Origin of the sequence: Mesorhizobium sp. Mes31, from assembly GCF_024519675.1 — a bacterium.
Lineage (GTDB): Bacteria > Pseudomonadota > Alphaproteobacteria > Rhizobiales > Rhizobiaceae > Mesorhizobium.
This window is the reverse complement of the sequence record NZ_JALJRL010000004.1, coordinates 189,206-215,542: the sequence shown is the minus strand read 5'-3', so window position 1 is coordinate 215,542 and position 26,337 is coordinate 189,206. Positions and strand designations below refer to the sequence as shown.

Here is a 26,337-nt window from a genome sequence, read left to right as displayed (position 1 = left end):
GTTTTCGTTTGTCCGCGAAAACCGGTTTCCAATTTTCGGCATCATGGTCTGGCGAAGCCGGCGGTGACCGGTCAGACTCCGCCGCCGCGCACCATGGTGACGAAACGAACCTGCTCATCGGGAGTGTCCTTGAAGACGCCGGTGAAGGTCGAGGTGAGGGTGGTGGAACCCTGCTTGCGGATGCCGCGCATGGCCATGCACATGTGCTCGGCCTCGATCATGACGGCGACGCCACGGGGATTGAGCACATCCTGGATGACGCCAGCGATCTGCGCGGTCAGTGCTTCCTGCGTCTGCAGGCGATGGGCGAAGATATCGACGACGCGCGCGATCTTCGACAGGCCAACGACCTTGCCGTCGGGGAGATAGCCGACATGTGCCTTGCCGATGATCGGCACCATGTGGTGCTCGCAATGCGAATGGAAACTTATGTCCTTGACGATGACCAGGTCGTCGTAGCCGGCGACCTCCTCGAAGGTGCGGCCGAGTTCATCGGCCGGGCACATGTCGTAGCCGCCAAACATTTCACGATAGGCCTTGGCCACGCGTTTCGGCGTGTCGACGAGCCCCTCACGGTCCGGATTGTCGCCGGTCCAGCGCAGCAACGTGCGCACGGCAGCCTCGACCTCGGCTTCGCTCGGACGGTCTGTGACCGGCTTTTCCATGTAGGCGGACTGGGGCATGAGTTTCTTGATGACGGCATCCATAAAAGGCGTCTCCCGTAGTCCCTCTCCGCGGAGGAACGAGTTGAACGGACCACGACCTTTCGGTGTCGGAAACTCGCCCCGTTTCCAGCCCCGTAAGCGGCGTGAACTTTCCGGCAAGGACGCTGGCTTTCGCTGCCTTGTCGATACCGGACTGCCAGCATTATATATGGTCATGACGAGCGAAAGGAAGACACGGCAGCGGCAATCGCTGTTCGCTTGGCGGCGACGGATTGGAAAATAATGATCAACGACGTCTACAATGCGAAAATTCTCGGTTTTGCCGGAAACATCGCGCGCATCGGCCGGCTCGACCATCCCGACGCGACCGCGAAGGCGCATTCCAAGCTGTGCGGCTCGACTGTCACCGTCGACCTCAAGATGGAGGATGGCGTGGTCACCGATTTCGCCCATGACGTGAAGGCCTGTGCGCTCGGCCAGGCGTCATCCTCGATCATGGCGCAGCATGTCGTCGGCGCGAGCGCCGACGAATTGCGCGCGGTGCGCGACACCATGCTGAAGATGCTGAAGGAAAATGGCGCTCCGCCTGACGGCCGCTTCGCCGACCTGAAGTATCTGGAGCCGGTGCGCGACTACAAGGCGCGCCATGCCTCGACCATGCTGACCTTCGACGCCGTGGTCGACGCGATCGGCCAGATCGAGAAGAAGCGCGCCGAAGAAGCGGCTTAGGCCGGATCCCCCAAATTCCGCGCGCGCCTGCTTTCGGCAAATTCGCCGCGGACCCAGTCGGCGAAAGCCGCGGCTGGCTCCGACAGATCCTTCAAATTTTTCGCCACCAGCCAGTAGGCGCCGGAGGCGACATCGATGTCGAACGGCTTGATCAGGGCGCCGGATGCGATTTCCTCGCCGATCTGCAAGAGATCGCCCAGCGCCACGCCATGCCCGAGCAGGGCGGCCTGCTTTGAAAGTGACGCATCCGCCAGCATGGGACCGCGCGCGGGCACGGCATCGGCGGGCACGCCGGCTGCTTCGAACCAGCGCGCCCAGCCCTGCCGGTTTTCCTCGTGCAAAAGCGTGTAGCGACCAAGGTCGATAGGCTTCCCGAGGGCAGGACCGGAGGCGAGCAGCGCCGGCGACAGAACTGGTGAGTCGACTGTCGAGGCAAGTCGCTCGGCCTCACTGTGTGGCCACGAGGCGGCATGCGCGCTGAAGCGCAAGGCCAGTTCGGGCTGATCGCTACGAAACTCGATCAGCCTTGGATCGACTTCGAGGGAAACGTCGATATCGGGTCGCAATTCGCGAAATCGATTGAGCCGTGGCACGAGCCACACGGATGCAAGTGAGGGTTCGACGCTGACGCGGACCACGGACTGCGCCGGGACCGTGACCAATTCCGAAAGCAGTCTGTCGATGTCGTCAAAACTCCGGACCAACTGGGCGAGCAGACGCCGGCCTGCATCGGTCAGTTCGACGCGGCGGTGGTGACGTTCGAACAGGGGCTGGCGCAGGAAGATTTCGAGCTCGCGGATCTGCCGGCTGATTGCCGCCTGCGAGACAAAAAGCTCCTCGGCGGCCCTGCTGAAGCTCAGATGCCGGCCCGCCACCTCGAAGCTCCTCAATGCCGTCAGTGGTAATCGCCCGCGCTTCATTCGCATAACCTCAGATTATCCGTAGTGGAAATTATACTCGTTTGAAGGCGAGAGCCAGTGGCGGTCTAATCGCGTCAAAGGAGACACGACAATGATCCAGTTCCTGAGCATCCTTGGCGATGTCATGCGGGTCGCAACGTTTCAATGGCGTGACGAACAGCAGCATGCAAAGCGCCGTGAAGAGCCGGCCAGTCCTGTCCGCTGGGCGCCTTCGGCAGGGCGATATCCCTTTCGTCGTTCCAGACCCTGAAGCGGGTGACACGGCAACGGGTGGACGGGGATTGCGTTCTGCGGCCGAAGTCCACATCTATCCGTTGGGAAAACGCGATACGGAGAATGCGGTGCGCGACCAACATGGGCATGCGCATATCGCCGGACGGCCGAGGCGCGGGCGCAACTGGCCAGGGCCATGGCGCAAGACGCCGGGGCGTCTCCTCGGCACATCGCTTGTGCGCCTTTACCAGCTGACGCTGTCCGGCTTTGTCGGCAATTCCTGCCGGCACCTGCCGACCTGTTCCGAATATGCGCATGAGGCAATCGCCCGCCATGGGCTGTGGGCCGGCGGCTGGATGGGATTTTTCCGCGTGCTACGCTGCGGGCCATTCGGCACGCATGGCATCGACCTTGTGCCGGAGACGCTCGCGGATCGTTTCGTGTGGTTCATGCCCTGGCGATACTGGCGGGTCGGAAGAAAACGTGGCGATCCGCCAGTCTGATCGCGCCGATCAAGGCCGCGGGCACACGACTTAACCTTCTGGTAGGGTTAACGCCAGCCTGCACAAAGACTGCGCATTTGAGACAAAATCGAGACAAGAGACCTCGCTAAGCCCGTTCGCGAACACCCTTCTGGAGCGAGTATCACATGCGCAACGTCGACCGTCTTCCCTTTATCCTGGCTGGAGTCCTGTTCCTGCTTGCCTGGCTGCTGGGGTTCCCGATGCGCGCGCAATCGGCGCCGCTCGGGGACGTGCAGTGTACGTTGATCGTCGATGCGGCGAGCGCTTAGACACTTTAGGAGGACGGGACCGACAACCAGCTTCGGCGCGCGCGGATGATGTGGCCGCCGGAATTGCTCGTCGTTCCCTTCGGGACCCCGGAAAAGCGGGCGGCGATATCGCCACTCTCGAGATCTTCGATTTCGTCGAAGCCTAGGTCAGTCAGGTATTTCGCCAGCTCGTCCGGAACAAAGAAGCTGATCCATGGCTCCCCGACAGACGCGACGCGCGCCGCATGGAAGGCGAGAGCGGCCTTTCCCGCAGCGTCGCGGTTCTCGGCCGGTTCGCTATAGTCGAACACCACCTCCGAGCCAGGAACACCGGCTATCCAGGACAGCGTGTTGAAGATCGCTTCCTTCGTCAAATAGGGGACGACGCCCAGCCAGATGAAGAAGCTCGGTTCGGTCGACCGCAAACCGGCCGCAGCCAATTCTGCGGACAGGCTTTGCCGCTCGAAATCGACCGGCACGAATCTGGTGGCGGGTGGCTCGGCAAGACCGCTATCGGCAATGCATTTGCGTTTCCAGGCTTGCGTCGCCGGGTGGTCGACTTCGAAGATGCTGAGACCCGCATATGGATTGCGCAGCGAAAACGTATCAAGGCCAGCGCCAAGCACGACGAGCTGCCGGATGCCGCGATGCACCGCCGCCGCCAGCCAGTCCTCGGCGAACCGGGCGCGCGCGGTCACGAACAGGCGCATGCGCCGACGGCGCTCGTCTTCCTGCTCAAGCTCTTGTGCCGCGGGAGCCGCTTCACCCAGAATCGCGATCGCGTAGGGATCGCGAAACAGCCCTGCCTGCGGCGAAAACTGATGCAGAGCCCTCATGCGTGCGACGCCAAGGGCGGTTCGGCTGGGTGTTGCGTCTTCCATGCTGGTGATTCCAGTTTATGTCGTGCATTTTCGCAAGCCTCTGCGACTGGTCTGCGACATCTGTGGTGACATTTCCTGACGGCTGCGCCAATTGCCGCTCTTTACCTGACGCAACGCTGCCTCTAAAACCTCGCCCGCTGCCGGACGCCTCCGGCTTTCCCACGACCACCCGCGCTCGTTTGCGGGACTGGATAGGAGATACAAATGCTGAATTCCGTTTCCCTGACATTTCCCGATGGCTCCGTCCGCGATTACGACGCGGCGATGACCGGTGCTGGTCTTGCCGAATCGATCTCGAAGTCGCTGGCCAAGAAGGCCGTCGCCTACAGCATCGACGGCACGGTGCGCGACCTCTCCGACCCGCTCGGCAAGTCCGGCAAGGTCGAGATCGTCACTCGCGACGATGCGCGCGCATTGGAGCTCATCCGCCACGACGCCGCCCATGTGCTGGCGGAAGCCGTGCAGGAACTGTGGCCGGGGACGCAGGTGACCATCGGCCCGGTGATCGAGAACGGGTTCTACTATGACTTCGCCCGCAACGAGCCGTTTACGCCAGACGACTTTCCGGTGATCGAGAAGAAGATGCGCGAGATCATCGCGCGCAACAAGCCGTTCACCAAGGAGGTCTGGTCGCGTGACAAGGCGAAGAAGATCTTCGCCGACAAGGGCGAGCGCTACAAGCTGGAACTGATCGATGCCATTCCCGAGGACCAGGATCTCAAGATCTATGCCCAGGGCGACTGGTTCGACCTTTGCCGTGGCCCGCACATGGCCTCGACCGGCCAGATCGGCAATGCCTTCAAGCTGATGAAGGTGGCCGGCGCCTATTGGCGCGGTGACAGCAACAACCCGATGCTGACGCGCATCTACGGCACGGCCTGGGCCGACCAGGCGCAGCTCGACGCCTACCAGACGATGCTGGAGGAGGCCGAGAAGCGCGACCACCGCAAGCTCGGCCGCGAGATGGACCTGTTCCATTTCCAGGAAGAGGGGCCGGGCGTCGTCTTCTGGCACGCCAAGGGCTGGAGGATGTTCCAGAACCTGGTCAACTACATGCGCCGCCGCCTCGACGAGCAGGGCTATCAGGAGGTCAACGCGCCGCAGGTGCTCGACAAGAGCCTGTGGGAGACGTCAGGCCACTGGGGCTGGTATCGCGACGCCATGTTCAAGGTGACGGTTGCCGGCGACGATACCGACGATGACCGCGTTTTCGCGCTGAAGCCGATGAACTGCCCTGGCCACGTGCAGATTTTCAAGCATGGGTTGAAGTCTTACCGCGACCTACCCGTAAAACTTGCGGAATTCGGCAATGTGCATCGCTACGAGCCATCGGGCGCACTGCACGGGCTGATGCGCGTGCGCGGCTTCACGCAGGACGATGCGCATATCTTCTGCACCGAGGAGCAGCTGGCGTCGGAGTGCCTGCGCATCAACGACCTGATCCTGTCGACCTATGCCGATTTCGGTTTTGACGAGATCAGTGTCAAGCTGTCGACGCGGCCGGACAAACGCGTCGGCACCGACGAGGCGTGGGACCACGCTGAAGCGATCATGGGCAGTGTGCTGGAGACGATCAGGACGAGGTCCGGCAATCGGATCAAGACATCGATCAATCCGGGCGAGGGCGCCTTCTACGGACCGAAGTTCGAATATGTGCTGAAGGATGCCATCGGCCGCGAATGGCAGTGCGGCACGACGCAGGTCGACTTCAACCTGCCGGAACGCTTTGGCGCCTTCTACATCGGCTCGGATTCCGAGAAGAAACAGCCGGTGATGGTGCATCGCGCCATCTGCGGTTCGATGGAACGCTTCCTCGGCATCCTGATCGAGAACTATTCCGGTCATTTCCCGCTGTGGTTCGCGCCGCTGCAGGTGGTGGTGGCGACGATCACGTCGGACGCCGACGGCTATGCGACCGAGGTGGTGGCAAAGCTCAAGGCCGCCGGGCTTTTGGCGGAGGCCGATCTGCGCAACGAGAAGATCAACTACAAGGTCCGCGAGCATTCGCTGGCCAAGGTTCCGGTCATCCTCGTCTGCGGTAAGCGCGAGGCGGAAGAGCAGACGGTCAACATGCGCCGGCTGGGATCGCGCGACCAGGAATCGCTTGACCTTGCCGAGGCGATCGCACAATTGACCGAAGAAGCGATCACACCCGACCGCCGGCGCAAACGCGCAGCCTGATCCGCACAGTCTCGACGAAATGGCGGTGGAGCGATCCACCGCCATTTTCATATCCTTGTCACGCCGACCTTGTAACGAGCCTCCATGCTCAAGCTGAAAATGCGCGAAAAACCGTTTCCCGAGCTTTCCTATGCCAATCCGCGCCAGCCGGCGCTGACGCGGTGGGTCATCCATTCCATCGAAGGCCTGTCGGGACGCGATCGCTATACGGCGCTCTATGATTTCTGGCGCCGGCAGGTCGTGCCGACCGGCGAGCGCGTGTTCAGCCGCATGCTCGAGCTGATCGACGTCCGCGTGCGGACCGCCGATCAATGGCCGCCCGCGCAATTGCCGGATACGCCGCTGGTCATCGTCGCCAACCATCCGTTCGGCATCGGTGACGGCATTGCCGTGCTTTCGCTGGCCGAGCAACTGGGGCGCCCGTTCCGGGTGATGATCCACAAGGACCTGCTCAAGATTCGCGAGATGGAGCCTTATTCGCTGCCGATCGATTTTTCCGAGACCAAGGACGCACTGAAGAACAACATGGCCGTGCGACACGAGGCGGTGCGGCTGCTGAAGGAAGGCGTCACCATCGTGGTGTTTCCGGCCGGTGGTGTCGCCACCGCGCCGAAGGGCTTTGGCCGTGCGCGCGACCTACCGTGGAAGATGTTTCCCGCCCGTCTCGTCCAGGACGCCAGGGCGTCGGTCATTCCGATGCATTTTTCCGGGCAGAACGGCCGGCTGTTCCATCTGGTCAGCGGCCCGATGAACATGGCGGAGCGCGACGGCCGGGTGGCAAAATTCGTCGGCAAGGCCTCGCTGACGCTGCGCATTTCGCTGCTCATACACGAGTTCGCGCGGCTGTCGGGCAAGGCGATCGACGTGCGCGTCGGCGATGTGCTGAGCTGGAGCGAACTGGAACCTTTGCGCGACCGCAAGGCATTGCTCGATCGCCTTCATCGCGGGGTGTTCGATCTGGCGCCAATCACTGCGCGTCGCAAGATTCCGTTTCTGCCGGCGCGGACCAAGCTGGCAGCCTGAAATCAGTCGCCACGTACGGTCCTGGTCACAAGGTCAAAGAAACGGGCATTTGCCGCTTGGAAACGTTCCGGCAGAAGGCTAATCCGCGCCTTCCTCGGGGTCCATCGCCGCTGCCTCGGTGGCCAGAACCTCGATTTCCTGGTTCTGTCCAGCCACGACCGTGAAATCCTTCTGGTAGATGCGGTCGCGGTTCTTGGCGATGATGGTGTAGTCGCCCTCGGCAAGCACCATGGAGGCGAAGGCGCCGACGGTTTCCTTGATCGGATCGCCGGATTCGTTGAGCAGCGACCAGGATGTGTCGGCGATCGCCTCGCCACCGGTTTCGCGCACCAGCTTCATCGTGATCTCGGCGGCGTGATGCTCGACGGTGGCTTCCGTCAGCTTGCCTGCTTCGACGCGAATGTCGGAGCGGATGACCGCGTTGACCGCGCCATAGGTCGAGACGACGTGGTAGATGCCGGCGTTGAGCCGAACGACAGTGTTGGGTTCGACGTCGGGGATGATCAGCGCGCGGTCGCCATTGGGCTCGGCGTGGCTTTCGTAGATCGAGAAGCGCAGATTCTTGGGCGGGATGCGCACCCCGCCGGACAGCACGGCGTCAAGTTTCAGCCCGCCGGCGTCGAGCACCAGGTTCTCGCGCTTGGTGTCCTTGCCGACGGTGATGCGCTTGGTGGCGCCGGCCCGGCCATAGGAGGCATGGACCAGATAGCTGCCGGGTTCGAGCTGGAAGACGGCGGTGCCGCCATGCGCGGAAGCCACCATCGGCAATTTGCCGTTGACGGCTTCGGGCTTGAAGACGCGCCAGACGATGCCTCGGGTAATGTCGGCACCCTTGTCGGTCAGCTGGGCGGAAAGCGTGATGGCGCCGCCGCCACCGAGCGCGAGCGGTGTTTCGCTTTTCGGCGTCGCATAGCTCGAAATGCCGGGCAGCTTAAGGTCGTTGATGCCGTCCTTTTGCTGTGCAACAGCCATCGAAACCGGCGCGACGAACAGCGCGGCACAGAGCCAGACCAGGAAAAGACGCAGTGTCCCCTCAAACATGCCTTGCGTTGAAGCCCATGGCGGTGGCAATTTCAAGGCTTAAGAGTCCGATCGACAGGACTCTTCCGTCCGGCGCAGCCCGCGCCAATGCCCGAGCCGCCCGTGTTCCCGATGGCGCGCTTCAGCTCAAAACAAGAGTTCCAGGAGACTTGCGCCCATGGCGTCGCCGATCATCGACTTCCTGCTGACCCGAAATTCAGCGCCGATCCCGGAGCTCAAGGAGCCGGCGCCGAATGACGCCGACATCGCGACGATGATCGCCGCCGCCTCACGTGTTCCTGACCACGGCCGGCTGGAACCCTGGCGTTTCATCCTCTACCGTGGCGACGCGCGCGTCGAGATCGGCAGACAACTGGCTGCGCTTGCCGAACAGCGGGAAGGACCTTTGCCAGAGGGCCGCCGCAACCAGGAATTGGCGCGGTTCTCGCGGGCGCCGCTCGTCATCGGCGTCGTGTCGATTCCGAGGGAGAATCCAAAAATCCCGCAATGGGAGATGTTTCTGTCCGGCGGCATGGCGGCGATGAACCTGATGATATCAGCCAACGCGCTGGGTTATGGCACCAACATGATCAGCAACTGGTATTCCGATGTGCCGGAGGGCAGGGCACTGCTGGGGCTGGCGCCGCAGGAGCGCGTCATCGGCTTTGTCCATATCGGCTCCTATGCTGGCCCGGCACCGGAGCGGCCACGGCCAGATCCGGCCAAGCTCTACGGCGACTATTCGGGGCCGTGGGTGGGCTGAATGTTCTACGAGCCGTCAAAGGGCCACGGGCTGCCGCACGATCCATCGAAGGCGATCGTGGCGCCGCGTCCGATCGGCTGGATTTCGACGCTGAGCGGGGCTGGCGAGATCAATCTCGCGCCATACTCCTTCTTCAACGCCGTTTCGACGCGGCCTTTCATCATCTGGTTCTCCTCCGAAGGTGAAAAGGACAGCGCTACCTTCGCCCAGGAAACCGGCGAATTTGTCGCCAATCTCGTCAGCCGCGATCTCGCGGAGAAGATGAACCGCACCTCGGTCAGCGCACCGCGCGGCGTCAACGAGTTCGTCTATGCCGACCTTGCCATGGCCCCGTCGCGCCTCGTCGCGCCGCCGCGAGTGGCGGCAGCACCGGCGGCGCTCGAATGCCGGGTGACGGAGGTCTTTCGGCCAAGGGGGCTCGATGGGACGCCGACGAGCGCCGTCGTCGTCGCCGGCGAAGTGGTCGGCGTGCACATCGACGATGCCTTCCTGAAAGACGGCCTGTTCGACATCACCAAGGCCGGCAACGTCGCTCGTCTCGGCTACATGGACTATGCCAGCGTCGATGAGGTGTTTTCGATGCGCCGGCCGCGCTGGGGTACGGACTAACCCTCAGAGTCGGCCCGTCCGCAATCCCAATGCTTCGGTTTTGAAGGCCGATATGCGGTCCAGAGCGATCGGCGGTGAAAAAGCGAAAGCGATTCCCCTTTATCAAAACACACGCTAAGAGAGCGGCTTCGGCGGTGCGTTGGGGTTGGCGCATCGACCTTGGGGATAGTGCGGGGCGCCGGCGACATGAAGAAACAAGACTCGCTGGGAACCCGGCTGCGCTACGGCTTTGACAAGAGCATGGCCGCCGGCCCGATCGCGCTGATCGGCTGGCTTGCCGTCATTTCCCTGCTGATCATCATCGCCGCCGCGGGTTTCCTTGCGGTGACCCGCATCGCGCCGGAAGGCGGCGAGCCGCTGAACTTTGTCGAAGCGTTCTGGGAATCGCTGATGCGCACGCTCGATTCCGGCACGATGGGCGGTGACACTGGTTGGGCCTTCCGTCTCGTCATGCTGTTGGTCACGCTGGGTGGCATCTTCGTCGTCTCGGCTCTCATCGGCGTGCTCAGCGCCGGCGTCGACAGCAAGCTCGATGAATTGCGCAAGGGCCGTTCGCGGGTGCTGGAGACCGATCACACCATCATCCTCAACTGGTCGCCATCGATCTTCGACGTCATCTCCGAACTCGTCATTGCCAATGCCAGCCGCCGCCATCCGCGCATCGTCGTCATGGCCAATATGGACAAGGTCGAGATGGAGGACGAGATCGCGGCCAAGGTCGGCAAACTGGGCAATACGCGCATCATCTGCCGCAGCGGCGACCCGACCGATCTCTACGACCTGGCCATCGTCAATCCGCAGACTTCGCGCTCGGTCATCGTGCTGTCACCCGACGGCGACGATCCGGATTCGCAGGTCATCAAGACGGTGCTGGCGCTGGTCAACGACCCGAACCGGCGCGCCGACCCCTACAACATCGCGGCCGAGATTCGCGATGGCAAGAACGCCGAGGTCGCCCGCGTCGTCGGCGGAGCCGAGGTGCAACTCGTGCTGGCCGACCAGCTGATCTCGCGCATCGTCGTGCATTCGAGCCGGCAGTCGGGTCTCAGCGGCGTCTATTCGGAGCTGCTCGATTTCGATGGCTGCGAAATCTACACGATCGAGCAGCCGGACCTCACCGGCAAGACCTTTGGCGAGGCGGTGATGGCGTTTGAGCACTGCACGCTGATCGGGCTTTGCGACCGGGAGGGGCGCGTCAGTCTCAATCCTTCGTCGAACCCCGTGATCGCCAAGGACATGCGCGCCATTATCATCGCCGAGGACGACGCCGCGATAAAGCTGGGAAGCGCTGGGATCAAGATCGACGCGGCGGCGATCCGCGGCCCGCAGCCCGTTGAGACCAAGCCTGAGCGCATGCTGATCCTTGGTTGGAACCGGCGCGGCCCGATCATCACCTACGAACTGTCGCGCTACGTTGCGCTTGGCTCGATCCTGACCATCGCCGCCGATACGCCCGGCCTCCAGCAGGAAGTTGCCGAACTGCCTGTCGCCGGCGACAATCTGACGGTCAATTGCCGCGTCACCGACACGTCGAGCAGCAACGCGCTGGCAGGCCTGGATGTGCCTTCCTACGACCACGTGCTCGTCCTCGGCTACAGCGAAACCATGGCAGCGCAGCCCGCCGACACGCGCACCCTGGTGACGCTGCTGCATCTGCGCAAGATCGCGGATGATGCCGGCCTGCACATCAGCATCGTCAGCGAGATGATCGATGTGCGCAACCGGGAGCTTGCGGCGGTGACCAAGGCCGATGACTTCGTCGTCAGCAACAGGCTGGTCAGCCTGATGCTGGCGCAGGCGTCCGAGAACCAGCACCTCGCCGCGATCTTCGATGACCTGCTCGACGAGAAGGGCTCTGAAATCTACATGCGTCCGGTCGCCGACTATGTCGCCATCGACCAGCCTTTGACCTTCTGGACGATCGCGGAATCAGCGCGGCTGCGCGGCGAGATCGCCATAGGTCACCGACGCATCCGGGCCGGAGACACCGACCAGCGGGCGCTGGGCGGGGTGACCGTCAACCCACTGAAGTCGGAAGCGCTGGCCTATCTGCCGGAGGACCGGATCATCGTGCTGGCGCGGGACTGAGACTAAGCCGAAATCCCGGCTGCCCTGGCGCGGGCCAGAAGCCGTTCGGCCAGCCGCAGATGCGGGCGGTCGACCATCTTGCCGTCGATGCCGACGACGCCGGGGTTTCCCGCCGCCTGGAACGCCGCGACGATTGCCGCCGATTGTCTCACCGCCTCGGGCGAAGGCGTGAAAGCGGCGTTGATGACGGGCACCTGATCGGGGTAGATCGCCATCTTGCCGGTGAAGCCGTCCCGCTCCGCCTCGGCACATTCCGCTTCGAAGGCGGCCATGTCGCGAAAATTCGGAAAGACGGTGTCGATCGCCGCGACTTCGGCGGCGGCGGCCGCAAGGATGGTCGTCAGGCGAGCATGGCGGAACACATCGGTGTAGCGGCCGCGCTCGTCGCGCGCCGCGCGCGCCCCGAGCGCTGCCGACAGGTCCTCCGCCCCCCAGGTGAGGCCGGCAAGTCGCGCGCTTGCCCCGGCATAGGTCGCCGCCGCCAGCACGCCCGCCGGTGTTTCGGTGATGATCGGCAGGATCTTGATCGCGCCGTCGGCCAAGCCGTTTTCGGCCTCGCGAACCCTGAGCTTTGCCGAGAGGTGCTGCACATCCTGGCCGCTGTTCGACTTCGGTAGCATGATGCCGTCGGGCCTGGCTGAAACGAGCGCCGCCAGATCGTCATCGGTCTGCCCGGTCGAGAGGTCGTTGACCCTGACATAGATCGCGGAGCCGGTTTGCATCCTGTGGCTGGCGATGGAACGTGCAGCGATCTCGCGCGCCAGCGCCTTGTTCTGGGGCGCCACGGAATCCTCGAGGTCGACGATGACAACGTCGGCGCCGGCGCCAAAGCCCTTCTCCAGCTTCCTCTCCGAATCACCGGGGACGAACAGCAGCGAGCGCATCAGGCCGCCTTCTTCAGCATCATGGCCTGCCGGGTGCATTTGGCGACAAGGTCGCCATGCTGGTTGTAGGCGCGGTGCTCGAATTCGACGATGCCGCGATCAGATTTCGATTTCGATTCACGCACCGAAATCACCGTCGTTTCGACGCGGATGGTATCGCCATGAAAAACCGGATGCGGAAACACGGTTTCCTTCATGCCGAGATTGGCGACCGTGGTGCCAACGGTGATGTCATTGACCGAAATGCCGATCATCAGGCCAAGCGTGAACAGCGAGTTGACCAGCGGCTTGCCCCATTCGCTTTTGGCGGCGAAGTCGAAATCGATATGCAGCGGCTGCGGGTTCAGCGTCATCACCGAAAACAGCATGTTGTCGCTCTCGGTGACGGTCTTGCGCAGTGTGTGCTGGAAGACGTGGCCGACGACGAACTCCTGGAGATAAAGCCCGGCCATTTTCCCTCTCCTCCGCTGCTTGACGGTTGATAGGCGCTGCAAACCACGCTCGCAAGCCAGTTAATGAACATGGTGAACCGTTCGTAAACCATTTCTGCCTACCGTCTCCACGGGGCCAGAAGCATTCTGGTAAGGGGCGTAGGCAGGCGGCATGGTTGTTTCACATTTTTTGAGATGGATTTGCACGGCCAGGGTCTCGGAGCGCGCCGCCGCGGCCAACGCGCTGGCTCGAGCCTACGTCAATTCCGACCTGCCTTTCGAGGATCGCTGCGCCGCCGAGGCGGCGCTGACGCTGCTGCTCGACGACGCCTCGTCAAAGGTGCGGCTGGCGATGGCCGACGCGCTGTCCATGAGCCACCACGCGCCGCTGCAGATCATCAGCGCGCTGGCGTCCGACCAGCCGGAAGTCGCCGGCGTGGTGCTGGCGCGCTCGCCGCTGCTCACCGACGCCGATTTGATCAACCGCGTGGCCAGCAGTGCGAAAGTGACGCAAAAACTCATCGCCGATCGGCCGCTCGTCTCGATGGCGCTGTCGGCGGCCATCGCCGAGATCGGCGAGGCGGAAGCCTGTGCCGTGCTGCTCGCCAACAGCGGCGCCGACATCGCCTCGCTCAGCTTCCGCCGCATGGCCGAACGTCATGGGCACCTGCCTTTGGTACGTGAGGCGCTGATATCAGACGCCCGCCTGCCTGCCGACTGCCGGCATATGCTGCTCGTCAAGCTCGGTGAAACGCTCAAGACGTCGCCGCTGGTCATGGCGTTGATGGGCGCCGCCCGGGCCGACCGGGTCATGCGCGACGCTTGCATCAAGGCCTCGGTGACGCTGATCGAGGGCACGCGTCAGGAAGAACATTCGGCACTGATCGAACATCTGCGCCTGCGCGGCGATCTCACCGCCAGCTTCCTCATCCGCACTATCGCGCACGGCAAGGTCGATTTCTTCGGCTCGGCGCTGGTCGCGCTCAGCCAGCAATCCGAACAAAGGGTGAGGGCGTTGCTGGCCGGCGGGCACGATGTGGCTTTGCAGGCGCTGTTTCGCAGCGCTGGCCTCGCCGCCGCCACGCATGCCGTCATCCTGCGCGCGCTGAAGATCTGGCGCGAGGTCGCCAACGGCAAGCGCGTCGCTGGAGTGCAGGAGGTCAGCTGGCTGATGCTCAAGGAGGTGGGCGGACAGTCGGCGGAAGGCGACCTCGCCGCCCTGGTCAAGTCGATCCATCTCGATGCGCTGCGTGAGAATGCGCGCGGCCATGCGCTGGCGATCGCGGCGGCTTAACCTTTATTCTTCGCGAAAAAGTCCGGGAAATCGTCCATCGCGGCGGCAATGATGCGCAGCGATGCCGCGATCCGCAGCAGTTCGCCAGTGTCGTTCCGCCGGCCGATGGCCGCCGCATATTGGCGGGCGACGGCGACGGTCGCTGTCTGCGGATCGCCGGGGGCGCGGAAGAGCAGCTCGCGTGCCAGGCCTCTCAGGAAGTCGGCGATCGAAAGCGCGGTCTCGGACGGGATGGCATGGTCCTGGCTTGCGCCACGCAGCCGCAGGATTTCGAGGCCGACCGTGACCGCGGCGACGCCGCCGCCCAGAACCGCATCGCCTCTCCTGCCGGCATTCTGCACCAACGGCATCAGCTGGTTGATGCGGTCATAGGCCAGGCTCTCGAAGGCCGAACGCCTCGGCAGGCGCTCATGCAGGCAAAGCCGCGCCAGATCCTCGCGCATGGCGCGCACGATGCGGTTGGCCGCCAGCCACGGATTGGCAGGCAGCACGGCGATGAAGACACCGATTGCCAGCAGGATGCCGACCAGGATCGACGCCGATCCGGCGAAGAACGGGCCAGGATCATAGGTCATCGCCTGATGCGGACTGAGGAAGGCGAGGAAGTTGATGGCGAAGGCCGTCGCCACGCCAACATAGCGCGGATTGGCCATGGCCAGGGCCGTTGGCACCAGGATGGGCACGACAAACAGCATGAACCAGCCGAAGCCGGGCAGTGCGGGCAACGCGATCTGGCCGACGAGAAAGGCGAAGGGCAAAGCGAGCAGCGTTCCCTTGAAGAAGCCCCAGGACACCTGGACCGGGTCCGGCCGCGCGGCAAACAGGCTCGACACGACGGCGACGAGGATGACGGTGCCGGCGGCTTCCGTCCATTTGGTCGTCAGCCAGAAAGCCGCGACCAGCAGCGTCGCGAGGGCGGCGCGTACGGCGTTGCGCAATGCGCCGGGGTAATCGCGGTGAACCACCAGCGCGGGCTGCCGGCTGCCCTGGGCCGGGCGCGCGACAGGGGCGCGCAGGGCGTCGAGGCCGCGCAGGACCTGCTTGAGGGCCTCGGCGAAATCGGCGGCGATGATGAGGCGGGTGATGGTGCCGACCCTGTCATCGCCCTGGTCGACAGAAGCAACGGGCATCTGCCGTGCCTTGGCCGCGATCGCATCGAGCCGTTCCACCCAGGGCGCCGTGTCGTCGAGCGCGCCCGGCCTGGCCGCCAACTCGGTGACAAGGGCCTGCAACTCTGAGCGCACGGGTATGAGGGCCGCGTTCTTTGGAGCGGCGTGGGAATGCAGCGTGCGAGCGGCCGACAGTGCGGAGAGCAGTTGTCCGATGGTGCGCCGGACCGGATGGGCGCGCGGCGCGAAGCTCGGCGCTTCGAGCCTGGCATAGGCGCGCATCTCGCCGAGCGTCTGGGTGTCGGAGACCAGCTTTCGATGCAGGCCGGAGAGCGTTGCCGCATCGCCACCGGAGAACGCGCCGCCGGCATAGGTGGCAAGATCGAGAATGCAGCGCTTCAGCCGCGAGATGATGGCGTCGCTGGCCAGTTTTGGCAGGATCAGCCGGCTGGTCAGGCCGGCGCAGACGATACCGAGCACGATCTCGGCACAACGGGCGACCGTGAGATCGGCAACGAGGTGCGGCTGCCCGAAGGAGGGCAAGCCAATGATCATCGCGGTATAGCCGGCAAGGGCGGCACCGTAAGCTTCGGGATTGCGCAGCAGCGACGAGACGAAGGTGCAAATGCCGATCCAGACGGCAAGCACGGTCACCAGCACCCAGGGGTTGGTGCCAAAGACCGTGGTAATGCCGATCGCCGCCACGCCGCCGGCAAGCGTGCCGAGCAACCGGTAGAAGCCTTTCGCAAGCACCATGCCGGCAACGGGTTGGGCAACGATGAATACCGTCATCATTGCCCATTGCGGGTGGTCGAGCTTGAGGGCGTAGGCGACCAGAAGCGCCATCAAGCCGGCCGAAACGGTGCGGAGGGCGAAAATCCAGTCCGAACGCGTCGGCTGTGTCAGCGCGGCAAGCCTCGCCATAAAACCGCTGCGCAGCCGGTCCCAGATCAATCGCTCATCTCCGCACTCGACGCCAACAAGCTAGCTAGAGCAGACGATGTTCAGATATCCAGCACTTCCGTCTCGGCGAATTCGGCGCGTTCCTGGATGAAGCGGAAGCGGGCTTCCGGCTTGGTGCCCATCAGCGCGTCGACCGCATCCTTGGTTGCCGCCTCGGCATCGATCACGTCGATCCGAAGCAGCGTGCGCTTTCTCGGATCCATGGTCGTTTCCTTGAGCTGCGCGGCCATCATCTCGCCCAACCCCTTGAAGCGGCCAAGCTCGACCTTGCCGCGTCCGGTGAATTCGGTGCGCAGAAGCTCATCCTTGTGCGCGTCGTCACGGGCATAGGCGACCTTGCCGCCTTGCCGGATCGAGTAAAGCGGCGGTACCGCCAGGAAGAGATGGCCGCCACGCACCAGGGCCGGCATCTCCTGATAGAAAAAGGTAATCAGCAGCGAGGCGATGTGGGCGCCGTCGACGTCGGCGTCGGTCATGATGATGACGCGGTCGTAGCGCAAATCCTCATCCCGGTATTTCGATCGTGTGCCGCAGCCGAGCGCCTGGATCAGGTCTGAAATCTGCTGGTTGCCGGCAAGCTTGTCGTTGCCGGCGCTGGCGACGTTGAGGATTTTTCCGCGCAGCGGCAGCACCGCCTGGCTGGCGCGGTCACGCGCCTGCTTGGCGGAGCCGCCGGCCGAGTCACCTTCGACGATGAAGAGTTCGGCGCCGGCGGCGGCATTTTGCGTGCAGTCGGCGAGCTTGCCCGGCAACCGCAGTTTGCGCACCGCGCTTTTGCGCGACACTTCCTTTTCCTGCCGGCGGCGCACCCGCTCGTCGGCGCGGGCGATCACCCATTCAAGCAGCTTCGAGGCCTCTTGCGGATTGTCGGCCAGCCAATGGTCGAACGGATCGCGGATCGCGCTCTCGACAATGCGGATCGCCTCGATCGTCGCCAGCCGGTCCTTGGTCTGGCCGACGAATTCGGGCTCGCGGATGAACACCGACAGCATGCCCGCCGCCGAGATCATGACATCTTCCGAGGTGACGATCGAGGCGCGCTTGTTGCCGACGAGATCGGCATAGGCGCGCAGGCCCCGCGTCAGCACATTGCGGAAGCCGGCCTCGTGGGTGCCGCCTTCACCGGTCGGGATGGTGTTGCAGTAGGAATTGATGAAACCGTCGCCACCGAACCAGGTTACCGCCCATTCGAGCGAGCCATGGCCGCCTTGCTTGTCGCTCTTGCCGGCGAAGATTTCGCGCGTCACCTGGAAGTCGTCGCCGAGCGATGCCTTGAGATAATCCTTCAGGCCGCCGGGAAAATGGAATTCCGCCTTGGCCGGCGTCTGGTCCTTTTCCTTGATCAGGGACGGATCGCAGGTCCAGCGGATTTCCACGCCGCCGAACAGATAGGCTTTCGAACGCGTCATGCGGTAGAGCCGCGCCGGTTCGAATGCAGCGCCCTTGCCGAAAATCTGCTCGTCGGGATGGAACCGTATTTTCGTGCCGCGCCGGTTATGCACCTCGCCGAGTTGCTCCAGGCCGGTTACTGGCACACCACGCGAGAATTTTTGCCGATAAAGCTGCCGTCCCCGCGCGACCTCGACCTCGAGATGGTCCGACAGCGCGTTGACCACGGAAACGCCAACGCCGTGCAGGCCGCCCGAGGTCTCGTAGACTTTGGAGTCGAACTTGCCGCCCGAGTGAAGCGTCGTCATGATGACTTCGAGCGCCGGCTTCTTGAATTTCGGGTGCGGATCGACCGGGATGCCACGGCCATTGTCGGTAACGGCGAGATAGCCGTCGGCGGAAAGTTCGACATCGATGAAGGTGGCGTGGCCGGCGACGGCCTCGTCCATCGAGTTGTCGATGACCTCGGCAAACAGATGGTGCATCGCCTTGTCGTCGGTGCCACCGATATACATGCCTGGCCGGCGACGCACCGGCTCCAGCCCTTCCAGCACCTCGATGTCGGCGGCACTATAGCCCTCGCTGCCATCCTTGGTCGCGGCGGGACGCTTGGTGGCCTGCACCAGCGGGTCCGCCGGGCGCGCCGGTGTGCGGACCGGCTGCGGCTGCTTGTCCAGATTGCCGAAGAGATCGTTGTTGTCGTCCATGCCTGCCATAGAGTCCGGTGCTGCGAATCACCCCGTGATACTGCCACGCTTTTCAGCGCCAAGCGACCGAGGTTCCTGTTCCGTTCGGGGATCTGCCCCGTCTTAACTCAAAACCATTCGATAACCAAGCCGGCGGAAATAGGTCCGCCGCCGCCGCTCAAGATTCCTGATTCTTTAACAATGCCGCCTAGCGTGAGCCCAACAAAACAAGAAACTGCGGGCATCAGGGGTTTCGGCGTGAGGGGCAAGGCCATAACGATGATCGGCATCGCTGCCGTTTTCGGCGCGATCTCGATCTTTGCCGCGGATTTCTGGGTCAAGCGCCAGGCTGCGGCCGATTCCGAAGAGAAGACGGCGTCGATCGCCCCTCCCGCGGCACCCAGGATCGAGTTCAAGACCATCGTGGTGGCGAGTGCCCCGTTGCGTTATGGCATGGAACTCGACCGCGCGAAGCTCAGCGAAATCCCCTGGCCGCAGGATTCCTTGCCGCAAGGCGCCTTTGCCACCATCGACGGGCTGCTGGGCGAAGGCAGTCGCGTGGTGCTGTCGCCGATCGAGGTCAACGAACCGGTGCTGCTCACCAAGCTGTCGGGGGCAAATGGCCGCGCGACGCTTTCCAACATGCTGACGCCCGGAATGCGGGCGGTGACCATCCGCACCGACGAGATTGCCGGTGTCGGCGGCTTCGTCACCCCGGGCGACCGCGTCGATGTCGTGCTGACGCGCGACGCCGGCGAAATCCAGGAGGTGGCCAAGAACGCGCAAGGGGCGGCCGGTTCGACGATCACCTCCGAGATCGTCGTCGCCGACGCCAAGGTGTTGAGTGTCGGGCAGGGCGCGGACGTGCGTCAGACGACGCCGCAGATTGCCAATTCGGTGACTATCGAGGTGACGACCGACGGGGCGCAGAAAGTGGCGCTTGCCCGCACCGTCGGCACGCTGTCGCTGTCGCTCCGCTCGGCCAGCGAAGGCGGCGATGGCAACAATGGCGTCACCACCATCTCGTCCTTCGGCGGGTCGGTGGCATCCAACGTCAAGGCGGCGGCAGGATCGCTGTTCGATGCCATGCCGAAGGAGCCGGAGAAGCCAAAATTCAAGACGATTATCGTAACGCGCGGCACGCAGGCCGAGGAATATCAGGTTCCTTCGCGGGACCAGAAATAGAAGCCAGTGGGGACTGGGTGAGGGACGGGACAATGCTCGGGCTGATCACGTATCGGATTGTGGGAAGGTTGCGCGTTTTGCGTAGCCTGGCTGTCGCGGCTTCGCTGGCCGCTGCCGCGATGCTGGCTTTCGGCGCCTCGGCCAGGGCCGACAACGACATCGTCTATGTGTCGTCGACCAAGAATGCCTCGATAAAGGTGGCGAAGGGCAAGCCGAAGACCATCATGACGAGTGCTGCCTTCTACCAGATCGTCATCGGCGATCCGGAGATCGCCAACGTCAATCCGCTGACCGACAAGTCGTTCTATGTGCTCGGCAACAACCTCGGCACCACCGGCGTTGCTCTGTTCGATCAGAACAAGCAGCTCGTCGGCACCATCGACATCGAGGTGACGCTCGACACCGACCAGTTGGCGAGCACCATCCGCGCCAGCGTGCCGGACGCCAGGATCAAGGTCGGCTCGGCCAACGGCCGCGTCGTGCTGTCGGGCGAGGCGGATGACGCCGTTGCCGCCGAAAAGGCGAACAAGATCGCGACGCGGTTTTCCGGCAACGAGGAAGTGATCAATTCGGTCAACATCTCGTCCTCGCAGCAGGTTCAGCTCAATGTCCGCTTCGTCGAGATCAATCGCCAGGCGGGTCAGGATCTGGGTGCCAAATATAGCGCCAATTTCGCCTACGGCATCGGTGGGCGCGACGTCACGCTCGATGCGGGTTCGGTGCCGGCCGCCGGCACCGGTGAGATCATCGGCCGGCTTTTGTCGAACGGCGTATCGATCGATATTGCCATCAAGGCGCTGGAGGAGCGCGGCCTGGCCCGGCGGCTGGCCGAGCCGAACCTTATCGCCCGCTCTGGCGAGACGGCCAGCTTCCTCGCCGGCGGCGAATTCCCGATCCCGGTCTCCGAGGACAATGGCAAGATTTCCGTCAGCTACAAGAAATACGGCGTCAGCCTGGATTTCACCCCGACGGTGCTCAAGGATGGGCTGGTCAGCCTGGACATCGCGCCGGAAGTCTCCTCGATCGACGCCTCGGCCTCCTATAACATCGGCACCATTTCGGTGCCCGGCTTCATCGTGCGCCGCGCCAAGACGTCGGTGGACCTGAAGAACGGCCAGAGCTTCATGATCGCCGGATTGCTGCAGTCGCAGAACGACATCACCACGTCGCGCATTCCCGGCCTCGGCAAGATGCCGGTGCTAGGGGCGCTGTTTTCGTCGAAATCCTATCAGCGGCGCGAGACCGACCTGGTCATCATCGTCACGCCCTACCTCGTCAAACCGGTCGACCCGTCGAAGAAGCTCGTCGAACCGACCGACGGCACGCAGCCGGCCAGCAACGTCGATTATTTCCTCAACAACACCGAGGAAGTGAAGGGCTCCGATCCCGACCGCACTGTCGCGATGGCTGACGGCCGTGTCACCCAACCCGCGGCGGTCACCACGGCCGGTCATTTCCTCGACCTGCCGAAGGAGTGAAGTCATGCGTAAGGTTCGAGGACTGTGCTTCACGTTGTTGCTTGCCTGCTTCGCCGCCGGCTGCACCAGCGACGACTATGTGCGCAGCGAAGGGGTGACGACGGACGCCGGCAACGCACAGGCCGCGAACACTGTCATGCAGATGGTCGATCCGTGGAAATACGGCGTCCAGAACACCAGGCTCCTGGTACCCGCCCAGCGCGGCAACGCGGCGGCCGCCACCCCCGATCAGGCGGCCGGTGCGAAGGCGTCACAGACTACCACAACCAACTGATCCAACGGTCGACTGACCTGACAGGCTGACAAGAATGGCAAACGGCACCAAGACCAGGAAGATCCTGCTCATATCGACCGACAGGACGTTTGTGCAGGATACGCGGACCGCATTCGCCTCCTCCGAGATCATCCAGCTCGCGACCGTGGAAAAGAATGTCAGCGAGCTGCGCGGCGAGATCCAGGAGGCCGACTTCGGCGTCATCATCGTCGACATGGATGCGGCAAAACTGGAGGAGGTAGAGTCGCTGCAGCGCATCATGCGCCGGCTGGAGGGCAAGGCGCCTGTTGTCGTCGTCACCCAGGAGTTCAACGCGGCCGCGGTGCGCATCCTCGTGCAGCTCAAGGTCGCGGATTTCCTGGTCAAGCCGATCGGCACCGCCGACCTCGTGCGCTCCGTCGTCCGTGCGCTGCAAGGGCCTGGGCGTGAGGAAAACACCGAGTCGCAGATCTACACCTTCATGCCGGCCGCGGGCGGCGTCGGGACCACGACGCTGGCGTTGCAAACCGCTTTCCAGCTGCATCACTCGGTGACGCGCGGCGCCTCGACCTGCGTGGTCGACCTCAATTTCCAGCAGGGCGCCTGTGCCGAATATCTCGACCTCGAACCGCGCTTCGACATCACCGAGATCGAGAACCAGCCCGAGCGCCTCGACCGGCAACTGCTCGACGTGATGCTGTCCAAGCATGCCAGCGGACTTTGCGTGCTGGCGGCGCCGACGCATCCCGCCGAGATGCGCTCGTTCAAGACCGATGTCGTGGTGCGTATGCTGGATCTTGTCTCGGCCTATTTCGACAATGTCGTCATCGACATGCCACGCACCTGGTTTCCATGGACGGAGACGGTCCTGCTCGGTTCCAACAAGCTCTACATCGTCGCCGAAATGACGGTGCCGTGCCTGCGCCACACGCAGCGGCTGATCCAGGCGGTCTATGAGACCGTGGGCAAGGAAGTGAAGCCGAACGTCATCGTCAACCGTTTCGAGCAGAAGATGTTCGACAATGGCATCAAGCAAGCGGACGTCCAGGAGATCCTTGGCGAGCATTTCGTCGGCGGTATTTCGAACAACTACCGTCTGGTGCGCGAGGCGGTCGACCGCGGCGTGCCGCTGCACGAGATCGATCCGAACGCCAATGTCATCAACGACCTGAAGAAGATCATCCTGCCAGAGGAAGCGGTCCCAACCAGGACGAAGTCGCGTTCGCTGTTTGGCATGGGCCGCGAATTGCTGAAGAGGAAGGCAGGATGAGCAGCCGCTTCTCCACCCTGCAGAACCGCGACGCGCGTCCGCAGCGCGCCGCCGAGCCAACGCCGGTCGCGCATCACGCCGTCGTCATTCCGACGAGCCGAAAGGCCTTGCCGGCAAAGCCGGAAGCAGCGCCCGCGAAGAGTGCCAACAAGGTGCTCGATGCACGCGTGCGCATCCACCGGCTGTTGCTCGAGGAAATCAATCTTGTCGCGTTGGAGCGTCTGCCCAAGGATGAGATGCGCCGCCAGGTGCATGATTTCGTGTCGGAAAAAACCAGGCAGGAGCGGATGGCGATCAACACCGCCGAGCTTGGCGCGCTGGTCGACGACATTGTCGACGAGATGGTTGGTCTCGGCCCGCTGGAGCCGCTGCTCAAGGATCCCGACATCAACGACATCCTGATCAACGGCCATCAGAACTGCTTTGTCGAAAAGAAGGGCAAACTGCAGCAGGTCCATATTCCGTTCAAGGACGAGGCGCATCTGTTGCGAATCATCAACAAGATCGTTGCAGCTGTCGGCCGCCGCGTCGACGAATCTCAGCCGATGGTCGACGCGCGCATGCTGGACGGCTCGCGTTTCAACGCCGCCATCCGCCCGGTCGCCGTCGACGGGCCGCTGGTGTCGATCCGCAAGTTCTCCAAGAACAAGCTCGGCCTGCACAAGCTGGTCGAATTCGGCGCCATCACCCAGAACATGGCCGAAGTGCTGGCCGCGGCGGTGCACGCCCGCAAAACGACGATCATTTCGGGTGGTACCGGCACCGGCAAGACGACCATGCTCAACGCGCTGTCGGCCTTCATTCCCGAAGACGAGCGGCTGATCACCATCGAGGACGCGGCCGAGTTGCAGTTGCAGCAGCCGCATGTCGCGCGCATGGAGACGCGCCCGGCCAACATCGAAGGCCATGGCGAACTGAAGCAGCGCGATCTCGTCAAGAACGCGCTGCGCATGCGTCCCGACCGCGTCATTCTTGGCGAGTGCCGTGGCGAAGAAGCCTTCGACATGCTGCAGGCAATGAACACCGGCCACGAAGGATCGATGGCGACCATCCATGCCAACACGCCGCGCGACGCGATTTCGCGTCTCGAGCAGATGCTTGGCATGACCGGCATGCCGATGACGGTGCAGTCGATCCGTAGCCAGATCGCCAGTGCGCTCGACCTTATCGTCCAGCTGACACGCCTGTCCGACGGCAAGCGCAAGGTGACCAGCGTCGCCGAGGTGACCGGCATGGAAGGTGACGTCATCCAGATGCAGGAGATCTTCCGCTTCGTGCGCACCGGCATGGAGGCCGACGGCAAGATCCTCGGTTACTACGAGGCGACCGGCATCCGGCCGCGTTTCCTCGAGGATCTGCGCGCCATGGGCATCGAATTTCCCGGGCGATACTTCGAACCGGGCCGGCCGCAGGAGTAGCCAAGTGTTCGACGGGTTCAGCGCGATCTATGTCATCTATGCGGCAGCCGGGCTTACCGGCATCCTGATCGCCGAGGCCTGCTATCTGCTTTACGCCGGCCGCAGCGACAAGCGGACCGCCATCAACCGGCGCATGAAGCTGCAGGGAAACAAGATCAGCCAGGAGCAGGTGCTGATCCAGCTGCGCAAGGAGCGCGGCCTCGATGCGGGGACATCGCTGTTCTCGCCTGACCGGTTTCGTGCGCTGCGCACCCAGTCCGGCATGATCATGCCGCAGCCGAAATTCCTCATGATCACCTCCGGCGTGGCATTCGCCGCGGCTCTGGTCGCCATCTGGTACGGCTTGCCGCTGTTGATGGGGTTTGTGCTGTTTGTCGTGCTGGTGCCGGTGCTGCCGGTGATGACGATGCGTTCCATGCGCAAGCGCCGGCTGAAGCGGTTCGGCGTGCAACTGCCGGAGGCACTGGAACTGATCACGCGCGGCCTGAAGGCCGGCCATCCGGTGCCGGTGGCGATCGCCATGGTGTCGCGTGAGATGCCTGACCCGATCGGCACCGAGTTCGGCGTCATCGCAGACGAAGTGACCTATGGATCCGATCTGGTTTCGGCGTTGAACTCGCTGTTCGACCGGGTTGGCCATGAGGACCTGCCGCTGTTCGTCACCGCCGTCTCGATCCAGACCAGTTCGGGCGGCAATCTGCGCGAGATTCTCGATGGCCTGTCGGCGACGATCCGCGAGCGCGGCAAGCTGCGCCGCAAGGTGCGGGCCATTTCGACCGAAGGCCGCATGTCGGCGTATATTCTGACGGCGATACCGGCACTGCTGTTTGCCGCCATCATGGCGCTGATGCCTGAGTTTTATCGCGACGTCTGGGGTGTGCCGAAAACCTGGTACCTGATCGGCGGGTCGATCACCTGGCTGATGCTGGGCAATCTGATGATGTTCAAGATGTCGAATTTCCGGTTCTGACATGCAGGGCTTCGTCGAATTCCTCGCCTCGCTTGCACCGACCTCGCTGATGCCGGTGGCCATCATGCTGCTGGCCGCGGGCGCGATCGCTGTTGCCTGGCCGATGGTGGCGGCGAAGGGCGACCGTAACGAAGTCAAGCGCCGGCTCAAGGTCGACGACGGTCCCGCGGCCGCGAAGCCCGAGCCGGTGCAGAAGAAGAATGCCGGCGTGGTGCGCGAGAAGGCAGTCAAGAAGGCACAGGAATTCTATGCCAGGAGCGACCCGGAAAATGTCGCCCGGCTGCGCATGAAGCTCATCCAGGCGGGCTACATGGAACCGCGTGCTGTCGGCATGTTTTTCCTTGTCCGGTTCACGGCGATGATCGGCACGGCGATCGGTGTCTTTGGGCTCAACCAGTGGATGGCCAGTCCGGACGCGACAATGGCCAGCCGTTGGACATTCGTCATCCTGTCGGGCGCGGCCGGCTATTTCCTGCCGGGCCTGGTGCTGAGCCAGAAGGTGCGGGAAAAGCGGCGCGAATACCGCAACGGCTTTCCCGATTTCATGGACCTGATGATCGTCTGCTCGGATGCCGGCATGAGCATGGAGGCCGGCATCGAGCGCGTCTCGAAGGAACTCGCCAAGACCTATCCGGCGCTCAGCCAGAACCTGCAGCTGGTGTCGCTGGAGCTGAGGGCAGGGCGCAGCCTCGACGACGCGCTGAAGGCGCTCGGCGACCGTCTCAGCCTGGACGAGGTTCGCTCCTTCGCCACGTTGTTGCAGCAGTCGAAGGAGCTCGGCACCAGCCTGTCGGGGGCGCTGCGCGTCTTTTCCGACGAAATGCGCCACAAACGCATGTCGCTGGCCGAGGAAAAGGCGCATGCCTTGCCAGCCAAGATGTCGGTGCCGGTGACGTTGTGCATCCTGCCGGTGGTGCTGATGATCGCGATCATCCCGATCATCGTCAGGATGACCTCGCATTAGGATGTATTGATCTTCAGATGAGGCCGGCCTGCAACGCAGCGGTACATCGGATTTGCAAAGGCAGCAAATGAGCGTCGAGCATGCGGCGCTGCGCCATGACGGCAGCCGCCATCCCGCTCCGGCGGCGCTCAAGGTCCTGGGATCGTGAGAACGCGGTTCGCGCCCTGTGCCTGGTGGTT

Annotated in this window: 24 protein-coding genes and 1 pseudogene; 16 read left to right on the top strand and 9 right to left on the bottom strand. The window is 63.4% G+C overall.

Annotated elements, in window-relative coordinates; translation table 11 throughout:
* Positions 1-71: 71 nt before the first annotated feature.
* Entirely contained in the window at positions 72-707 is a 636-nt protein-coding gene (gene folE / locus NR193_RS08825) for a GTP cyclohydrolase I FolE (RefSeq protein WP_256750485.1), read from the bottom strand.
* Between the two features lie 240 nt (positions 708-947).
* On the opposite strand from folE, the gene NR193_RS08820 reads away from it, so the two are divergent.
* The gene (locus tag NR193_RS08820) at positions 948-1,394 is read left to right on the top strand and encodes an iron-sulfur cluster assembly scaffold protein (RefSeq protein ID WP_256750484.1); all 447 of its coding nucleotides are present in this window, start codon (positions 948-950) and stop codon (positions 1,392-1,394) included.
* Here the strand turns inward: NR193_RS08820 and NR193_RS08815 are convergent.
* Positions 1,391-2,314 (bottom strand): LysR substrate-binding domain-containing protein, encoded by a 924-nt coding sequence (locus NR193_RS08815; protein WP_256750483.1) that lies wholly within the window; start codon positions 2,312-2,314, stop codon positions 1,391-1,393. The two genes, NR193_RS08820 and NR193_RS08815, sit on opposite strands and share 4 nt — an antisense overlap.
* Positions 2,315-2,655: 341 nt before the next feature.
* Between NR193_RS08815 and yidD the strand changes: the two genes are divergently transcribed.
* Together yidD and NR193_RS08805 are read left to right on the top strand one after the other, a co-directional pair.
* Positions 2,656-3,030, top strand: a complete 375-nt coding sequence (yidD, locus tag NR193_RS08810; protein ID WP_256750482.1) for a membrane protein insertion efficiency factor YidD — start codon at positions 2,656-2,658, stop codon at positions 3,028-3,030.
* A gap of 146 nt (positions 3,031-3,176) precedes the next feature.
* Positions 3,177-3,314: pseudogene (locus tag NR193_RS08805) on the top strand (class D beta-lactamase); the annotation flags it as partial.
* 11 nt (positions 3,315-3,325) lie between these two features.
* Here NR193_RS08805 and NR193_RS08800 read toward each other — a convergent pair.
* Positions 3,326-4,180: an SAM-dependent methyltransferase gene (locus NR193_RS08800; RefSeq protein ID WP_256750480.1), complete on the bottom strand. Its 855-nt coding sequence runs from the start codon at positions 4,178-4,180 to the stop codon at positions 3,326-3,328.
* 204 nt (positions 4,181-4,384) lie between these two features.
* Here NR193_RS08800 and thrS point away from each other — a divergent pair, with 204 nt between their 5' ends.
* Both thrS and NR193_RS08790 read left to right on the top strand, forming a co-directional pair.
* Positions 4,385-6,361 (top strand): threonine--tRNA ligase, encoded by a 1,977-nt coding sequence (gene thrS, locus NR193_RS08795; protein ID WP_256750479.1) that lies wholly within the window; start codon positions 4,385-4,387, stop codon positions 6,359-6,361.
* Positions 6,362-6,445: 84 nt separating this feature from the next.
* Complete coding sequence (locus NR193_RS08790; RefSeq protein ID WP_256750478.1) at positions 6,446-7,384, top strand: lysophospholipid acyltransferase family protein; 939 nt, start codon at positions 6,446-6,448, stop codon at positions 7,382-7,384.
* A gap of 78 nt (positions 7,385-7,462) precedes the next feature.
* Here NR193_RS08790 and NR193_RS08785 read toward each other — a convergent pair whose 3' ends face one another.
* Complete coding sequence (locus tag NR193_RS08785; protein ID WP_256750477.1) at positions 7,463-8,425, bottom strand: hypothetical protein; 963 nt, start codon at positions 8,423-8,425, stop codon at positions 7,463-7,465.
* Between the two features lie 157 nt (positions 8,426-8,582).
* On the opposite strand from NR193_RS08785, the gene NR193_RS08780 reads away from it, so the two are divergent.
* From NR193_RS08780 to NR193_RS08770, 3 genes are all read left to right on the top strand, one after another.
* Positions 8,583-9,167 carry a nitroreductase gene (locus tag NR193_RS08780; RefSeq protein ID WP_091575218.1) on the top strand — a complete coding sequence of 195 codons (585 nt, stop codon included), beginning with the start codon at positions 8,583-8,585 and terminating at the stop codon, positions 9,165-9,167.
* Positions 9,168-9,776 carry a flavin reductase family protein gene (locus NR193_RS08775; RefSeq protein WP_256750476.1) on the top strand — a complete coding sequence of 203 codons (609 nt, stop codon included), beginning with the start codon at positions 9,168-9,170 and terminating at the stop codon, positions 9,774-9,776.
* 186 nt (positions 9,777-9,962) lie between these two features.
* Positions 9,963-11,864 (top strand): hypothetical protein, encoded by a 1,902-nt coding sequence (locus NR193_RS08770; protein WP_256750475.1) that lies wholly within the window; start codon positions 9,963-9,965, stop codon positions 11,862-11,864.
* 2 nt (positions 11,865-11,866) lie between these two features.
* Here the strand turns inward: NR193_RS08770 and NR193_RS08765 are convergent, their stop codons facing one another.
* Together NR193_RS08765 and NR193_RS08760 are read right to left on the bottom strand one after the other, a co-directional pair.
* On the bottom strand, positions 11,867-12,748 hold the full coding sequence (locus tag NR193_RS08765) for a CoA ester lyase (RefSeq protein ID WP_256750474.1): 882 nt from the start codon (positions 12,746-12,748) through the stop codon (positions 11,867-11,869).
* A complete protein-coding gene (locus tag NR193_RS08760) occupies positions 12,748-13,200 on the bottom strand; it encodes a MaoC family dehydratase (RefSeq protein ID WP_256750473.1) in 453 nt (150 codons plus the stop codon). The genes NR193_RS08765 and NR193_RS08760 overlap by 1 nt, the downstream gene beginning before the upstream one ends.
* A 151-nt stretch (positions 13,201-13,351) precedes the next feature.
* Between NR193_RS08760 and NR193_RS08755 the strand changes: the two genes are divergently transcribed.
* On the top strand, positions 13,352-14,473 hold the full coding sequence (locus tag NR193_RS08755) for a DUF2336 domain-containing protein (protein ID WP_256750472.1): 1,122 nt from the start codon (positions 13,352-13,354) through the stop codon (positions 14,471-14,473).
* Here NR193_RS08755 and NR193_RS08750 read toward each other — a convergent pair.
* The 3 genes from NR193_RS08750 to NR193_RS08740 all read right to left on the bottom strand — a co-directional run bounded on the left by NR193_RS08750 (position 14,470) and on the right by NR193_RS08740 (position 18,910).
* Entirely contained in the window at positions 14,470-16,536 is a 2,067-nt protein-coding gene (locus NR193_RS08750) for an FUSC family protein (protein WP_375162692.1), read from the bottom strand. The genes NR193_RS08755 and NR193_RS08750 overlap by 4 nt on opposite strands.
* Positions 16,537-16,586: 50 nt before the next feature.
* Complete coding sequence (gene parE / locus NR193_RS08745; protein ID WP_256750471.1) at positions 16,587-18,641, bottom strand: DNA topoisomerase IV subunit B; 2,055 nt, start codon at positions 18,639-18,641, stop codon at positions 16,587-16,589.
* 107 nt (positions 18,642-18,748) lie between these two features.
* The gene (locus NR193_RS08740) at positions 18,749-18,910 is read right to left on the bottom strand and encodes a hypothetical protein (protein WP_256750470.1); all 162 of its coding nucleotides are present in this window, start codon (positions 18,908-18,910) and stop codon (positions 18,749-18,751) included.
* Between NR193_RS08740 and cpaB the strand changes: the two genes are divergently transcribed.
* Genes cpaB through NR193_RS08705 form a run of 7 tightly spaced genes read left to right on the top strand, consistent with a single transcriptional unit; the run spans position 18,900 to position 26,158 of the window.
* A complete protein-coding gene (gene cpaB / locus NR193_RS08735; RefSeq protein ID WP_091575207.1) occupies positions 18,900-19,805 on the top strand; it encodes a Flp pilus assembly protein CpaB in 906 nt (301 codons plus the stop codon). The genes NR193_RS08740 and cpaB overlap by 11 nt on opposite strands.
* A gap of 32 nt (positions 19,806-19,837) precedes the next feature.
* On the top strand, positions 19,838-21,283 hold the full coding sequence (locus tag NR193_RS08730; protein WP_256750469.1) for a type II and III secretion system protein family protein: 1,446 nt from the start codon (positions 19,838-19,840) through the stop codon (positions 21,281-21,283).
* A 4-nt stretch (positions 21,284-21,287) separates the two neighbouring features.
* Positions 21,288-21,557: a hypothetical protein gene (locus tag NR193_RS08725; protein ID WP_256750468.1), complete on the top strand. Its 270-nt coding sequence runs from the start codon at positions 21,288-21,290 to the stop codon at positions 21,555-21,557.
* 34 nt (positions 21,558-21,591) lie between these two features.
* Positions 21,592-22,806 (top strand): CpaE family protein, encoded by a 1,215-nt coding sequence (locus tag NR193_RS08720; RefSeq protein WP_256750467.1) that lies wholly within the window; start codon positions 21,592-21,594, stop codon positions 22,804-22,806.
* Complete coding sequence (locus NR193_RS08715; protein ID WP_256750466.1) at positions 22,803-24,224, top strand: CpaF family protein; 1,422 nt, start codon at positions 22,803-22,805, stop codon at positions 24,222-24,224. Before NR193_RS08720 ends, NR193_RS08715 begins: the two co-directional genes overlap by 4 nt.
* A 4-nt stretch (positions 24,225-24,228) precedes the next feature.
* The gene (locus NR193_RS08710; protein WP_256750465.1) at positions 24,229-25,194 is read left to right on the top strand and encodes a type II secretion system F family protein; all 966 of its coding nucleotides are present in this window, start codon (positions 24,229-24,231) and stop codon (positions 25,192-25,194) included.
* Between the two features lies 1 nt (position 25,195).
* On the top strand, positions 25,196-26,158 hold the full coding sequence (locus NR193_RS08705; RefSeq protein ID WP_256750464.1) for a type II secretion system F family protein: 963 nt from the start codon (positions 25,196-25,198) through the stop codon (positions 26,156-26,158).
* Positions 26,159-26,337 lie beyond the last annotated feature (179 nt).

Coding starts and splice junctions, on each gene's coding strand:
- NR193_RS08725 (WP_256750468.1), top strand. CDS start 21,288: ATGCGTAAGGTTCGAGGACTGTGCTTCACGTTGTTGCTTGCCTGCTTC.
- NR193_RS08790 (WP_256750478.1), top strand. CDS start 6,446: ATGCTCAAGCTGAAAATGCGCGAAAAACCGTTTCCCGAGCTTTCCTAT.
- NR193_RS08780 (WP_091575218.1), top strand. CDS start 8,583: ATGGCGTCGCCGATCATCGACTTCCTGCTGACCCGAAATTCAGCGCCG.
- NR193_RS08785 (WP_256750477.1), bottom strand. CDS start 8,425: ATGTTTGAGGGGACACTGCGTCTTTTCCTGGTCTGGCTCTGTGCCGCG.
- NR193_RS08720 (WP_256750467.1), top strand. CDS start 21,592: ATGGCAAACGGCACCAAGACCAGGAAGATCCTGCTCATATCGACCGAC.
- NR193_RS08740 (WP_256750470.1), bottom strand. CDS start 18,910: ATGCCGATCATCGTTATGGCCTTGCCCCTCACGCCGAAACCCCTGATG.
- parE (WP_256750471.1), bottom strand. CDS start 18,641: ATGGACGACAACAACGATCTCTTCGGCAATCTGGACAAGCAGCCGCAG.
- folE (WP_256750485.1), bottom strand. CDS start 707: ATGGATGCCGTCATCAAGAAACTCATGCCCCAGTCCGCCTACATGGAA.
- thrS (WP_256750479.1), top strand. CDS start 4,385: ATGCTGAATTCCGTTTCCCTGACATTTCCCGATGGCTCCGTCCGCGAT.
- NR193_RS08730 (WP_256750469.1), top strand. CDS start 19,838: ATGCTCGGGCTGATCACGTATCGGATTGTGGGAAGGTTGCGCGTTTTG.
- NR193_RS08705 (WP_256750464.1), top strand. CDS start 25,196: ATGCAGGGCTTCGTCGAATTCCTCGCCTCGCTTGCACCGACCTCGCTG.
- NR193_RS08755 (WP_256750472.1), top strand. CDS start 13,352: ATGGTTGTTTCACATTTTTTGAGATGGATTTGCACGGCCAGGGTCTCG.
- NR193_RS08775 (WP_256750476.1), top strand. CDS start 9,168: ATGTTCTACGAGCCGTCAAAGGGCCACGGGCTGCCGCACGATCCATCG.
- NR193_RS08765 (WP_256750474.1), bottom strand. CDS start 12,748: ATGCGCTCGCTGCTGTTCGTCCCCGGTGATTCGGAGAGGAAGCTGGAG.
- NR193_RS08715 (WP_256750466.1), top strand. CDS start 22,803: ATGAGCAGCCGCTTCTCCACCCTGCAGAACCGCGACGCGCGTCCGCAG.
- NR193_RS08760 (WP_256750473.1), bottom strand. CDS start 13,200: ATGGCCGGGCTTTATCTCCAGGAGTTCGTCGTCGGCCACGTCTTCCAG.
- NR193_RS08820 (WP_256750484.1), top strand. CDS start 948: ATGATCAACGACGTCTACAATGCGAAAATTCTCGGTTTTGCCGGAAAC.
- NR193_RS08770 (WP_256750475.1), top strand. CDS start 9,963: ATGAAGAAACAAGACTCGCTGGGAACCCGGCTGCGCTACGGCTTTGAC.
- NR193_RS08800 (WP_256750480.1), bottom strand. CDS start 4,180: ATGGAAGACGCAACACCCAGCCGAACCGCCCTTGGCGTCGCACGCATG.
- cpaB (WP_091575207.1), top strand. CDS start 18,900: ATGATCGGCATCGCTGCCGTTTTCGGCGCGATCTCGATCTTTGCCGCG.
- NR193_RS08815 (WP_256750483.1), bottom strand. CDS start 2,314: ATGAAGCGCGGGCGATTACCACTGACGGCATTGAGGAGCTTCGAGGTG.